Origin of the sequence: Pseudomonas sp. FP215 (genome assembly GCF_030687795.1) — a bacterium.
GTDB lineage: Bacteria > Pseudomonadota > Gammaproteobacteria > Pseudomonadales > Pseudomonadaceae > Aquipseudomonas > Aquipseudomonas salmasensis.
Window position 1 is genome coordinate 3,381,710 of sequence record NZ_CP117447.1, and the last position, 14,647, is coordinate 3,396,356.

Annotated in this window: 4 protein-coding genes; 1 reads left to right on the forward strand and 3 read right to left on the reverse strand. The window is 61.5% G+C overall.

What is annotated here, in order from left to right; all coding sequences use genetic code 11:
- Positions 1–2: 2 nt before the first annotated feature.
- On the reverse strand, positions 3–1,025 hold the full coding sequence (locus tag PSH76_RS15230; protein WP_305494467.1) for an acyltransferase: 1,023 nt from the start codon (positions 1,023–1,025) through the stop codon (positions 3–5).
- Between the two features lie 82 nt (positions 1,026–1,107).
- Positions 1,108–3,399 (reverse strand): fatty acid cis/trans isomerase, encoded by a 2,292-nt coding sequence (locus PSH76_RS15235; protein ID WP_305492476.1) that lies wholly within the window; start codon positions 3,397–3,399, stop codon positions 1,108–1,110.
- 166 nt (positions 3,400–3,565) lie between these two features.
- On the opposite strand from PSH76_RS15235, the gene metH reads away from it, so the two are divergent.
- Positions 3,566–7,276: a methionine synthase gene (gene metH / locus PSH76_RS15240; RefSeq protein ID WP_098951803.1), complete on the forward strand. Its 3,711-nt coding sequence runs from the start codon at positions 3,566–3,568 to the stop codon at positions 7,274–7,276.
- A gap of 122 nt (positions 7,277–7,398) precedes the next feature.
- Here metH and PSH76_RS15245 read toward each other — a convergent pair whose 3' ends face one another.
- Positions 7,399–14,571: an NEL-type E3 ubiquitin ligase domain-containing protein gene (locus PSH76_RS15245; RefSeq protein WP_305492477.1), complete on the reverse strand. Its 7,173-nt coding sequence runs from the start codon at positions 14,569–14,571 to the stop codon at positions 7,399–7,401.
- Positions 14,572–14,647: the final 76 nt, after the last annotated feature.

A 14,647-nucleotide genomic window follows, 5' to 3' on the forward strand; every position in this document is an offset into this window, starting at 1 on the left:
CCCTAATGAGCTTGCCGAGAGGGTATCGCGTCATCAATGCCAAACCAGCGTTTGAGCCTGCGGTGCGTGCCCCTCTCCAACACGTGGTAGCTGGCGAATGCGCCCAGCGCAATGATGACGATACACACAGGCACCATGGTGTAGGGGTCTACCCCACGTTGCTCGATGGCCCAGCGCCCCGCGCACAGCACCAGGACATGAAGCAGGTACACCGAGTAGGAACAATCCCCCAGCATTTTTATAACGCGCGAGCCGCGCAAATACGGCTCCAGCGCCACACAACTGATCACCAGCACAGCGCTGGGCAGGCCCCATTCCAACGCACGGGGGACATCCGCGCCGTGATAGATCGCCGCCAGTGCCGCCATGATCCCCAGCAACGCCAACCACGGCCTGGCCCGGCACAGGCCGCGGCGATACAGCATGCCGATCGCCACGCCCATGAGAAACTCCAGGACAATGTCATTACGGTAAAACCCATCGGCCAAATCGAAGGCGGGGCCAATGACGTAACACAGCAGATACAGCAACACCGCCACCACCCATAGCCGATAGGCTTGCCCCACTAACAAGGCAGCCGCAAACAGACAGTAGAACAGCATCTCGAAATTCAGCGTCCAGCCCACGTCCAGCAAGGGATAGACGCCATAGCCCGCGGGGTTTTGCGCTGGGATAAAGAGCATTGAAAGGAGTATATGGCCGAGTTCGAGCTCAACGTCTGCAAACATCGAAGGCATGGCCGCCGCCAGCACGGCCAACAGTACGGTATAGAACCAATAGGCCGGCGCAATCCTGGCTACGCGCATCAGCATGAAACGCCAAGGTGTCAGCGCTTTATCGGCAGTTGCGAGGAAAATCACCAAGCCGCTGATGACGAAGAACACATCCACGCCAGCGCCGCCCTTTTCGACTAACAGGTCCTCCAACGCGTTGTGGACCTCGAAGTTGAAAAACAGCTGCATAACGTGGTGCCCCACAACCAGCCATGCCGCCAACGCGCGTAGCAACTGCACTGAAATCAACATCGGCATCCCCTTTCCAATCCGTAGGTAGATATCCGACTGCTTCAGCCCCCGCATGGAGAAATGACCGGATCAATAGCGGTAGTTATAGGTTCTCGTAGCGGTTCATGTCCAATACGCCCTCTTCCACCGGCGTGGTTTCGTGGATATACCGCGACAAGTCATGGAAGTACTGCCAGAACAGCGGGTGACTGCGACGTACACCCCAGCGATCGACGATTTTCTCGAAGCTCTTGGCGTCCTTGGCTTGCTCCATTTGCGCGACAAACTCAGGCACTTGCCGGGCCGGGATATTGAACATGAAGTTCGGGTAGCTGCTGAGCACGCCTGGGTAGATCGTCACTGTGTCCAGGCCCGGCTGATAGCGATACGCCTCACCCAGCAGGAACGCCACGTTACTGTGGGCACGGTTGCGCAGCAGGCTGTAGACCTCGCGCTTGCCGCTGGCGGTTTCGATGCGCAGCATGGTGGCTTCGGGTAATTGCTCGATCACCTTGAGCCCCGCCGCCGGGCGAGAGGTCAGGCGGCTCAGGGCTTGCTCGGCATCCTGCAAGGCCGGGTCGATGCCGTCGCGGGAGCAGAACGCGCCGCTGCAGCGGTTGATCGGGTCGGGGCTGGCGTTCAAATGGCCGTAGCGGGTCAGCAACTGGTCGGCGAAGTCACGCTTGGGGTCCTTCTCGCTCAGGTGCAAACCACTGGCCTTGTCATCGTCAATCGCCTCGTAGTCCAGCCACAACTTGAGCTTGCCGCTGTTCTGGTACCAGTCGTCCATGAAGTCTTCGCGGGTATCCGCTGGCATCAAGCGCAGGAAGTTCTGCTCGGCGCCGTTGCGGATCAGGTCGAAATACAGCCGGGTCTGGGCCTGGTGCGAGACGTTGCCGAACACATCGAAATTCACCGCCAACTGGTAATAGGTGCGCTCCAGCAGTGGGTAATCGAACAACCACATCGTTTGCGGCACCTCGCCAATCAGGCCCTTGGTCACCGAGGCGCTGTCGAAATGGCGGAAAATACTCAGCAAGGCGTTGTCATTGCCCGCCCACAATGTCGACCAGCTCGGCGCCGGCAGGTCTGCATAGTTGTCGCGGCGCAGGGCTTCGTACTGGTTGCGCTTGTCGCGATACGCCAGCCACAGGCTCAGTACACTGCCGACGTCGTCATTCTGCCCAGGCATGGCCAGCAACGGCGTGGCCTGGCCGCGATAACGCGCATCGGTGATGTACAGGTCGTGGTCGGGGTCCTGGAACAGCGTCCAGAAGTTATCGCGGATCACGTCCGTGGCGATCTGCCCACGGCACACCGGCCCGCGAATGAAGGTACGCACGAAGTACTCGGCGTTATCGAGCATGAATTGGTAACGCGCTTTGGCCGGGATCGCTTCGAATGTCGCGAACGGGTTGGCACGGCTGCCGGGGCCGTAGCCTGGCAAGGCTGTGACCTGCCAGTCGCCGCCGTAGAACAGCGCCTTGATCCGCGCCATCTTCTGGGCACTGAACGGATAAGTGATGTGGGTTTTATGCACGATCACACCCTGCACCGGCCACAGACGGTAATACACCTGGGTGCCTGGGTCGTCATTGGGGCGACGGGTGGCGATCAGGTCAATCGGCTGGCCACTGGGCGTACGCGATCGCACCCACTGGAAGTAATGCCCCGGCTCGCCGTTCTCGAAGTAGATATGCGCCAGGAACAAATGCTCGAACAGCCAGCGCGCCACCAGGCTTTCACGGGCGCCCGGCTGGTTGAACAGGTTTTCCCACTGCTGCACTTGCAACGCTTCCCTGGCGCTCGGTGCCAGGCCTTGCTCGTCAATCGGCGCGCCGGAGGCCAGCCAGCGTTGCAGGGTCTGGTATTGCTGGTCGGTCAGGCCGGTGACGGCCAGCGGCATGCCTTCCTTGGGGTGAGCACCGGCATAGGCAGTGAACTCGCCGGGCGTCGCGCACATGTTCTCGCGGTTGAGCCCCAGCACAATGTTGTCGGGCAGCTTGGCATTGGGCGCCAACGGTGCGTTGTGCCCCAGCTCCAGCATGCGCGCCATCAACGCAGCCTGGCTGCCCTGGGCGTCCAGTACCGAATAGAAGCCCTTCTGCTGCCACGCCTGTTTGCCGAAAGCGTCATAAAACAAACGGGTGGTGGGCGTGGCTTGGCTGCGCTCGCCGTCGTACACCGGCATTTTGCTTGCGCCCCGCGCTGCGCCTTCGGCACTGCCCAGGTTGAGCTGGCAGGCGGAGTCATAGCAGGCATGGCAGGCCACGCACTTTTCAGTAAAGATCGGTTGGATGTCGCGGGTGTAGGAAATCGCCGAAGCGGGACCTTCCGCCTGAGCGCTGCTGGCTATCAAGGCCAGGACGGCGCTGACGATTAAACGAAGTGACATGTATCCGGTCCCGATTCAAGGCGTGCGGTGTTTGAAGTGGCGTGATTCTACCGGGCCATGCACCCCAGCAACATGAGCGATATTCATGCAAAACCTCTACATGCTCCAAAAGCCCGCAGGTTTGTTATGATTCACGCCCTCCGAAATGCCTGACCAGAGTAGTCCCATGTCCGACCGAAGCGTTCGTCTGCAAGCCCTTCACCACGCCCTCAAGGAACGTATCCTGATCCTGGACGGTGGCATGGGCACGATGATCCAGAGCTATAAGCTCGAGGAGCAGGACTACCGTGGCAAACGCTTCGCCGATTGGCCGAGCGACGTCAAGGGCAACAACGACCTGCTGGTGCTCACCCGCCCCGACGTGATTGGCGGCATCGAGAAGGCCTACCTGGACGCCGGCGCCGACATTCTGGAAACCAACACCTTCAACGCCACACGCATCTCCATGGCCGACTATGGCATGGAAGAACTGGCCTATGAACTGAACGTGGAAGGCGCACGCCTGGCGCGCAAAGTGGCCGACGCCAAGACCCACGAAAACCCGGCCAAGCCGCGCTTCGTGGCCGGCGTACTGGGCCCGACCAGCCGCACCTGCTCGCTGTCGCCAGACGTGAACAACCCCGGCTACCGCAACGTGACCTTCGATGAACTGGTGGAAAACTACACCGAAGCCACCCAGGGCCTGATCGAAGGCGGCGCCGACCTGATCCTGATCGAAACCATCTTCGACACCCTCAACGCCAAGGCCGCGATATTCGCCGTGCAAGGCGTGTTCGAAGCCCTCGGTATCGAGCTGCCGATCATGATTTCCGGCACCATCACCGACGCCTCCGGCCGTACCCTGTCAGGCCAGACCACCGAAGCGTTCTGGAACTCAGTGGCCCACGCCAAGCCGATCTCGGTGGGCTTGAACTGCGCCCTGGGCGCCAGCGAACTGCGTCCCTACCTGGAAGAGTTGTCGAACAAGGCCAACACCCATGTGTCGGCGCACCCGAACGCCGGCCTGCCCAACGAATTCGGCGAGTACGATGAACTGCCGTCAGAAACCGCCAAGGTCATCGAAGAGTTCGCCCAAAGCGGCTTTCTGAACATCGTCGGCGGTTGCTGCGGCACTACGCCTGGGCATATCGAAGCCATCGCCAAGGCCGTGGCCGGTTATGCACCGCGCCCGATCCCGGAGATTCCCAAGGCCTGCCGCCTGTCGGGCCTGGAGCCGTTCACCATCGACCGCAGTTCGTTGTTCGTCAACGTCGGCGAGCGCACCAACATTACCGGCTCGGCCAAGTTCGCCCGCCTGATCCGTGAAGACAACTACACCGAAGCCCTGGAAGTTGCCCTGCAGCAGGTGGAAGCCGGCGCCCAGGTGATCGACATCAACATGGACGAAGGCATGTTGGATTCGAAGAAGGCCATGGTGACCTTCCTTAATCTGATCGCCGGCGAGCCAGACATCTCCCGCGTGCCGATCATGATCGACTCCTCCAAGTGGGAAGTGATCGAAGCCGGCCTCAAGTGCATCCAGGGCAAGGGCATCGTCAACTCCATCAGCATGAAGGAAGGCGTGGAGCAGTTCATTCACCACGCCAAGCTGTGTAAGCGCTACGGCGCGGCGGTGGTGGTGATGGCCTTCGACGAAGCCGGCCAGGCCGACACCGAGGCGCGCAAGAAAGAAATCTGCAAACGCTCCTACGACATTCTGGTCAATGAAGTCGGCTTCCCACCGGAAGACATCATCTTCGACCCGAACATCTTCGCGGTCGCCACCGGTATCGAAGAGCACAACAACTACGCCGTCGACTTCATCAACGCCTGTGCCTATATCCGTGACGAGCTGCCGTATGCGCTGACCTCCGGTGGCGTGTCCAACGTATCGTTCTCGTTCCGTGGCAACAACCCGGTGCGCGAGGCAATCCACTCGGTGTTCCTGCTGCATGCGATCCGCGCGGGCCTGACCATGGGCATCGTCAACGCCGGCCAACTGGAGATCTACGACCAAATCCCGGCCGAGCTGCGTGACGCCGTGGAAGACGTGGTGCTCAACCGCACGCCGGACGGCACCGACGCCCTGCTGGCGATTGCCGACAAGTACAAGGGCGACGGCAGCGTCAAGGAAGCCGAAACCGAGGAATGGCGTGGCTGGGAGGTCAACAAGCGCCTGGAACATGCGCTGGTCAAGGGCATCACCACGCACATTGTCGAAGACACCGAAGAATCGCGCCTGTCGTTTGCGCGCCCGATCGAAGTGATCGAAGGCCCGCTGATGTCGGGCATGAACATCGTCGGCGACCTGTTTGGCGCCGGTAAAATGTTCCTGCCCCAGGTGGTGAAATCCGCCCGCGTGATGAAGCAGGCGGTGGCGCACTTGATCCCGTTCATCGAGCTGGAAAAAGGCGACAAGCCAGAAGCCAAGGGCAAGATCCTCATGGCCACGGTCAAGGGCGACGTGCACGACATCGGCAAGAACATCGTCGGCGTGGTGCTCGGTTGCAACGGCTATGACATCGTCGACCTGGGCGTGATGGTGCCGGCGGAGAAGATCCTGCAGGTGGCCAAGGAGCAGAAATGCGACATCATTGGCCTGTCCGGCCTGATCACGCCATCCTTGGACGAAATGGTGCACGTGGCCCGCGAGATGCAGCGCCAGGACTTCCACCTGCCGCTGATGATCGGTGGCGCCACCACCTCCAAGGCGCACACGGCGGTGAAGATCGAGCCCAAGTACAGCAATGACGCGGTGATCTACGTCACCGACGCCTCCCGCGCCGTGGGCGTGGCCACGCAGTTGCTGTCCAAGGAACTGAAGGCCGGTTTCGTCGAGAAAACCCGCCTGGAATACATCGACGTGCGTGAGCGCACCTCCAACCGCAGCGCGCGTACCGAGCGCTTGAGCTACGCCGCCGCCATTGCCAAGAAGCCGCAGTTTGACTGGAGCGGCTACACGCCGGTGGAGCCGACCTTTACCGGCGCCAAGGTGCTGGACAATATCGACCTCAACGTGTTGGCCGAGTACATCGACTGGACACCGTTCTTTATCTCCTGGGACCTGGCCGGCAAATTCCCGCGCATCCTCACCGATGAAGTGGTGGGTGAAGCCGCCACCGCGCTGTACGAAGACGCCCGGGCCATGCTCAAGAAGCTGATCGACGAAAAACTCATCAGCGCCCGCGCCGTGTTCGGTTTCTGGCCGACCAACCAGGTGCAGGACGATGACCTGGAAGTCTACGGCGACGACGGCCAGCCGATTGCCCGGTTGCATCACCTGCGCCAGCAGATCATCAAGACCGACGGCAAGCCGAACTTCTCCCTGGCTGACTTCGTCGCGCCCAAAGACAGCGGCGTGACCGACTACATCGGTGGCTTTATCACCACCGCCGGCATCGGCGCCGAAGAAGTCGCCAAGGCCTACCAGGACGCGGGCGACGACTACAACTCGATCATGGTCAAGGCCCTGGCCGACCGCCTGGCCGAAGCCTGCGCCGAATGGCTGCATCAGCAGGTGCGTAAAGAGCATTGGGGTTACGCCAAGGACGAGCAACTGGACAACGAGGCGCTGATCAAAGAGCAATACAGCGGCATCCGCCCTGCCCCCGGCTACCCGGCGTGCCCGGACCACACCGAGAAGGCCCAGTTGTTCCAGTTGCTCGACCCAGAGGCCCGCGAAATGCAGGCCGGGCGCAGCGGAGTGTTCCTTACCGAGCACTACGCGATGTTCCCGGCGGCGGCGGTCAGTGGCTGGTACTTCGCCCACCCCCAGGCGCAATACTTCGCCGTGGGCAAGGTCGACAAGGACCAGGTCACCAGCTACACCGCACGCAAAGGCCAGGACCTGGCCGTGACCGAGCGCTGGCTGGCGCCGAACCTGGGTTACGACAACTGACAGAGCGAGGCCGAACTCGGTCAAAGTGTGGGAGCGGGCTTGCTCGCGAAAGCAGAGTGTCAGTCACTGATAAGTTGACTGAAACACCGCATTCGCGAGCAAGCCCGCTCCCACATTAGTCCTCAGCGAATGCTGGCCAGGCGTTGTATCTCCATGCGCGACAACTGCATCAACTTCAGGTTACGCGCGGTCGCCCGCTCCACCTCCAGCTGATTCAGCGCTTCTTCGTAACGGCGCAGGCTCTGGGCATCGGCGCGCTCGGCGTGCTCGTCCTCCAGTGCTTCGTACTTCTGCGCAAGCTCCTTGTTCAGCGCATCGAACTGTTCGGGGTAGCGCTCTTGCAGGTACCGAGCCCAATGATCCTGAGCGACCAGGTACTCGATGAACTCATCGGAGCCTTCCTGGGCGAGGATGCTGGCCTGGATCTGCGCGCGCCGTGCGCCCTCGATCGGGCGGCCATAGGCCATGTACTCCGGTTGCCCCGGCAGTTCCAAACCGTCGGGCCAGCCACGGGTCAAGCCGATGCGATACCTCAAGCGCTCCTCGGCCCGGTCCAGGCCGGTGGCCGACGCTTCGGCCAGTTGATCGACCCGGTCGAGCCGGAACAACTGCCGCGATAAATCCAGCAGCGCTCGCCCTCGAAGATCAGGCCTTTGCAGCGGGATGCCGTGCAGGGCTCGGTACTCGAATACCCGCACCTCCATCTGACTGAAGGTGAGGATACGCCCGTCAATACAGGTGCCATGGGTTTCAGCCTCGACGAACAACAGGCTGCGCAACTCGGCGTTTGTGGTGGCGGCCTCGATCACATCCCACACGCGCTGCGTCAGGCTGGCGCGGTTGAAGTTGAACTCCGAAGTCAGGCGCAGGCTCGATATCAACCAGAAAAACCGGTCATGGTCAGGGGCTTGCGCCAGCAGCACCCACAGCGCCGTGCGCTGTGTTATCTGCCCAGGGTTGGAACCTTCCAGCCAGGGCTCCAGCGACGCGTTGGCCACCGTGCGCTGCAGCTCGGGCACCGCCTCCACTGGTTCGACGGCAGCGCCCGGATCGCCACCGGAATCGCCGTCCGAGTCATCGGAATCGGGGTCGGAACCGGAGTCCGAATCGCTGTCGGAACCGGCGTCGAAGTGTTGATGCCAGGCATCAAGCTCTACGCGGTGAAACCCCATCAAATTGGTCAGTTGGTGCATTTTGGCGTACTGGTACAGTTCCTCCCGGGTAGCAAGCGTCAAGGTGTGGTTGCCCGACAAGTCGGTACCCGCCACCAACGCATCATGGGCGCCACTGAGCAGGCCGGGCGGTAAGCTGGTTAACACATTGCCGCTCAGGTCCAAGCGGGTCAGCTGCGGGGCGGCCAACACCCCTTCAGGCCATGTCGACAGGCTGTTGTAGCTCAGGTCCAGCGTCTCAAGGCCACTGAACGCGCTGGCATCGAACGCCTCCAGGTCGTTGTGGCTCATGTCCAGCCAGCGCAAGCGCTCGGCGCCCGCCTGGGTGGGCAGAACGGGTGCCTCTGTGAACAGGTTGGTGGCCAGTTCCAGCCGTTCAAGTTGCGTCATGCCTGCAACCGCATCAGGCAGTGCTGACAGTTGGTTACCGCTGAGTATCAGGCGGTTTGCCCGCGTGAAGGCGCCCAGAAATTCGTTACTGCCTTGGGCCGTCAGCCTGACGCCGGTTAAATCGAGCGTGCGGATATGGTCAAAGGCCAGGTTCAGCGCGGGCAGATCGCCGGTCCTCAGCGCCCTCAGGCTCAATGTGTCCCCCACCTCCCCGGTGCGTCCCGCCGTCACGCCTTGCTGCCAGGAAAAGCGGATAGACTCTGCCGCTCGCGTACGGGTGAACGCGACGGTGTCGCCATCGGCAATCCGTATTTCTCGACTGAATACCCAGCCATTCAAGGTTCGCGTGAGTGCCTCAAAGGTCCGCTGCCATTGACTGAGCAGCGTATCGAGTTGCGCGTCACTCATACCGGCTTGGCGCAACTGCTCGATCCTTGCCGCTCCTTGCTCATCGTTCAACATGGCATTCACACGGCGCAAGCGCACGACGAAGCTCAGGGGGTACCCAGGGTCTTCAGGTAGCTCCCGCCAAGGCAATAAATACCGGGACAACGAGGCGGCCGTCTCGGGGGGCGGAAATGGCCAGGGCTCTTGAGCCAGGGCAAAACGGCTCAATGCGCCTTCTGGCAGCCCCCTCTGCCGCTCGATGCGGTTACGCGCCGCCGTCAATGCTGCCTCACCTTGCGTACTCAGCGGGTTACCCGCCAGCTCAGTACGCAACAGCATATCCGCGTGGCTCAGGGCTCCTGGGGCCACACTCGTCAACGCGTTGTCACGTATGTCCAGGCAGGCTAACTGCGCAAGGTTTTCGGCACCGGTCGGCCATGCCTGCAACAGCGTTTCGCGCAGATTCAAGGCGGTCAGTTTCGTCATCGCGCTGACATTCAAACGCCCCAGCCGGTTGTACTGCAGGTTCAACACCTGCAGATTCTTCATCCCATCAAATTGAGCCTGCACCGCTGGGGTCACCACGATATGGTTATCGGACAGGTTCAGGTGGGTCAGGGAAGGCAGCACGTCGGCGGCGACAGGCACGTCGCTGAGGTGGCTGTAGCGCAATTCCAGTTGCTCTACCCCGCCAAACGCGTGGACAAAGCCTTTGAGCTGGTCGGCGGGCACATCCTCGAGCCAGCTCAGCTTGAGCGTTTTCACATGGGAAAACGTACCGGCTGGCAACACCGGCAACTCGTCAATTTTATCGCTGCTCAACTCGGCAGCGGTAGGCAGGTCAAAGGCTGGCAGTTCGAACACCGAACCATCAAACGTATCGACCTGCCCGCTGAGCTCATCGTCGAGCTTGACCCCGTAGCGCTTACGCACGGCCCAGCTCCAGCTTTTCTCAAGCGCCGTCAGGATGCGCGCGTTATACCCCGCCTCCCAGTGCGCTACGCGAAACTTGTGCCTGATGCCCAGCAACGTGGACGGCTGATAAAACTGTTTGAAGATACCCAGGTGTTCTTCGTGCAGCGCCTGGAGCGCATTCATGCGTGTTTGCGGGGTCTTCCAGGTGCTCATGAGCGCGTTGGTCACTCGCTCGGCGACCGTCTTTTCGCCCATCAGCAACGTCAGTTCTCCCTGGGCGAAACCTCTGACCATTTCATCCAGATTCACCAGGTGCGGACCCGAGGTGCCGGCGTAATTCTTGACGTGTTCGTAGGCCGGCTTGAATGCTTCATAGCTCAATTGCGACCAGTCCAGCGACAGCCCGCGCCACAGCCGCTCATACCCGGTGTAAAGGCTGTCCGGGAGTTTGAGCACTTTGGTTTGCGCCAGGTCCAGGCGCTCCAGCAGTGCCAGTTGCTGGACATAGGCCGGCCAGTGCAACGTCACATTGGGCGCAACGACTTTCAACGTTTTGAGCTGGTTCAGCGGTGTAAGGTCCAGGCTGTCGAGGCGTGCGCTCTGATAGCCAAAGTAGCCGATCTCCAAGCGCTCAAGGCCGGTCAATGTTGCCAGCCTGGCGGGAAACTGCTCCGCCAGCTCCGACGCCCTGAAGGTCAGCTTCAAGTGCTTGAGGCCTTCCAGGCGCACCAGCGAGAACGGCACGTTGGTCAACAACGGACGTGGCACGCGCTCAGCGCGCAAGCCTTGGGTGGCTTCGATGGACAGGCTTTCAAGCTTGGGAAAATAGCGCAAGAACTCGTCGATATTGCCGTCATGCAAGGCGGCACCACTGACGTTCAACTCGCGCACATGGGAAAAGTTCGCGGTCAGGGGCGGTAGCGGCGTATCCAGGTTCAGCGACAAGACCTCGGCACCGGCCACTTTGCCGGCCAGCACGGCCTGGCGCCAACTGCGCTTGAGGGCCTGGGCGGCCAACAGGTGGTAATGGCGCTCGGCGGGCGCTGCGCGACTGATCCAGTCATCCAGTGTTGCCTGCATCTGGCGGTTTTCTTCAAACAACGCCCTGAGTCGGTCCGCAATCGCCCGGACGTCGTTGCCCGCCTGCCGCAGCTCAAGAATAAAGTCATCGACTTGGGCGTCGGTCAAATCCGGGTAGATCCTGCGTACTTCGCGGATAACCGCTTGACGATGGTCCGGCGCGCGCCCACTGGCGTAATAGCCCTTAAGTACGCCGTTGATGCGCACAGGGGGTTTGAACCAGCGGGTCTTGGGTTCCAGCCACTCTACGGCTTGCATGCGATAGGCATCGGCCTGTTCGATGATTTTTGCCTGCAGCGCAGCGTGCTGGCTCACCTGCGGCACGCCCAGACTCTGGCGCGCATCATCAGGCAAGGCATGCATCAGCGAGGCGAAAAAATTATCGCCATGGCTGGGCAGGCTATTGAGGGCTTCACCGCGCTCATCGAAGGCTTGGTAGGCAGGCCCCTGTTTGACCAGGTACTTTTTCTCGCTCGCAGTCTCAGGCCCGATGCTGTCTAGCAACGCACCGTCGACACGGCCATCACGCACTTGCAGGCGTAGCGTCGACGGCCAGCCCGGCAATGTCTGCAGGGTATGCAGCGCCAGCCGGCGCGTGTCCGCCGTGGCAATGGCTTCGCGGCGCAAGCCGGCATAGGCACGTACCAGGCGACCTTGACGGGCGTACCAGCGCGCCTCCTCCAACATGTTCAAGGGCACACGCGTTGCGCTGTCGAACGCTGCCAGCTCATCTGCCTGGGCGTGTTCGAGCACGGCGTGCGCCGCCGATTCACTGAGCCCGGGGCAATTACGCTGCAGCCGGCGCACACGTGGGTCTACTGCTTCGGTGCCGGTGTAGATACTGTCAAAAATCGCCGGTTTGCGCTGGCGAGCATAGTCGGCCAGTTGCTTGCTGAATTCCAGCGTGCGCGCCTCGCTCACCCGCGCCGCCTCGGCGCCGAGCAGCTTCACGCGCTCGGACTCATCCAGAGCCTGCAGGATACGCTCGGGCAGTTCGCCGCCCAGGATATGCTCACGGCTGACCTTGATGGTCGCGCCAATGCGCGAACGCCCGGCGCCATATTTGACCGGTTTGGCCGTCAACGCCGGGCCGTCGATGACTTCCAGCGCGCGACCCTGCGGCCACCTGGGCATTTCCACAATCAAGGGCAGTGCATACAGGTACAGCTCATCAATGGGTTTGCTGCCCTCCAGTTGCTCGATCACGTCAGCGGCGGCGGTATCCGCCTTGAACAAGCGCATCGCTTCCAACAGCTCGGGCGGCGCGACCGTGCGCTCAACGTGCACTTTGCGCAGGGTGTTGTCGCTGACACCGCTGATATCCGCCAGCTTGAGCAATGCCTCGTCAGTGAAGCCTTCGGTGGCATGCCCGATACGCCGTAACAGTGTGAGGCGGTCCCATTCCAGCGGGCGCTCCAACGTGTGTTGCCAGGCCCCATGGCCGTTATGTTCAAGGATCGGCTGGTAAGCCTGGGGATCGCTGGGGTGCTTGATCCGCCATTTGCGCAGCGACGTGTCGTACGTCTGCTCGTAAGTCTGGGCGCCGAGGCGGACATAGGTCTTGCCGTCTTTCACATACTGGCCCAGGGCATTGGGACTCAGCGTGTTCTCCAGCACCACCGGGCTGGCATAACGGTCCAGGCTGGCTCGCCACAGCCGGGTGCGACCATCGGGCAGTGTCACCTCATTCAGCGTTTCGATCACAGGCTCGGCCTTGGCTGCCCGCCAACTGACCGCAGCGCCCACACCGGCCATGATCGCGATCTGCGCGAGGTTCTCGGCGACGTCCACCAAGTGCGCCTTGGCCGCTTGCAAATCCCCTTCGCCCCACTCTACCGCGCCTTCCAGCGTCTCATAGAGCAACTGTCCGGCCATCACCCCCATCATCACCTCGCCGAGTACCGGCACGAACATCGAGGCGATGTTCAGCCCAAGCATGCCGATTTCCAGCAGGTGTGCGAGCTTGGCGTCACGCGCCTTGGCATCCACCTCAGCGGTGGGTACCGCGTGGGCGCGGGCGTCGGCGATCAACTGTTCACGATGTTGCTCATAGAAATACTTCCAGGGGTCGATGTTCGCCGCCCAGATGCCCTTGCCGGCTCGGGTGCGGGTAGACGGCGCCAGATAGGGGGCGTTGTTGGGTTCCAGTTTGGCAGGCGCTTGGGGTGGCAACTCCTTGATGCCCGTGATGAACTGCGGCGTGGTGAAGTCCAGGAGTTTCTTCCATGGCGAGCGCCAGATGTCCGTCGGGGAGTCGGCGGCCTTCTGGGTGAACTGGCTGAAGTAGTAAGCCCGCTTTGCATAGGGCACGAACCGGCTGAAGAATGCCTGGTACGGCGTCGGCGCAGGGTCGGCGCGCTTGTCGGCATCGCGCTCGGTAAACAGGCGCTTGAACTCTTTTTCCATTTGCGCCCAGGTATAGCGCTTGAGCGGATGCACCGGGTCCTGGGGGATGTAGATGATCAGCTCATTGGGGTAGGTGTATTTCTTGCAGATCAAGAACACCATGCAGCCGGTCATCCTGAGCTTCATCAGGCCCAGGGTCCTGAACCACACTTGCTTGTCGCCCATCCACGGGTGAATTTCACCCTCGATCACCGAGAGAATCATGCGCTGGTCGGCGGGCTGGATGTCTCCAGTCAACACGGCCTGCTCGGCGGCGGCCTTCAATGCAGCCTTCTGGCTGGCAATGAAGTGCTCGCGCAGGGTGACGTGTGCAGCGCCCTCCTCAGGGTAAAAAAACGACTGCAGATACGCTTGGTATTTGGCGCCGATGTCCAGGCTGCGGCACAGGCTGAGGAACTGGCTGACCTTGAGGTTGAGCGTCACCGAATGGTAGGTGCCGGGGGTGCTGGTCGCCTCCATGAACCCCGAGGTCTTGTGGTACGCCCCTTCCTTGCACTCATAAGCTTCGAAGTTATGCAGGGCCGCCTCCAGCATCGACAGCTTCAGGAACTGGAAGTCCGACACCTCGACTTCGAGAATTCCCACCGCCAGCGGCCGGCGCAGGCACAGCAAGGTTTTATCGACGTCCACCTCCACCTGGTATTGGTCTTTCAACGCCTTGAGCAACAAGGGCCTGGCGAAGGCGTCGATGTCCTGGAAGCTGGCCATGGTTTTGTCCAGCTGGGTCTGTGCGGTAAAGCTCGCCAGGAAGCTGGCCGCCAATGCCTTGCGTTGCTCGGGCGAGGCTTTTTCGAGCCAGGCAGGCTGCGGCGTGGCGGCGTCCTTGAGCGCTTGCTTGCGCGCAGGTATGGCCTCGATCAGCCAGGAGGGGCTGGCGCGTTCGAGGAAGTCGCCGTGCAAGCTCTGCGTCGCGGCAGGCGAGGAAGGTTGGGTTACATCAGCCATCGGGTCACTCCTTTGATATGGAGTGCCAGAACACCATGCTGGCTGCCGCGCCAAGCGGTGCATATATGGCGCCCGG

Bases quoted from the DNA above. Each gene is read 5' to 3' on its own strand.
- PSH76_RS15230 (WP_305494467.1), bottom strand. From the start codon at position 1,025: ATGTTGATTTCAGTGCAGTTGCTACGCGCGTTGGCGGCATGGCTGGTT.
- metH (WP_098951803.1), top strand. From the start codon at position 3,566: ATGTCCGACCGAAGCGTTCGTCTGCAAGCCCTTCACCACGCCCTCAAG.
- PSH76_RS15235 (WP_305492476.1), bottom strand. From the start codon at position 3,399: ATGTCACTTCGTTTAATCGTCAGCGCCGTCCTGGCCTTGATAGCCAGC.
- PSH76_RS15245 (WP_305492477.1), bottom strand. From the start codon at position 14,571: ATGGCTGATGTAACCCAACCTTCCTCGCCTGCCGCGACGCAGAGCTTG.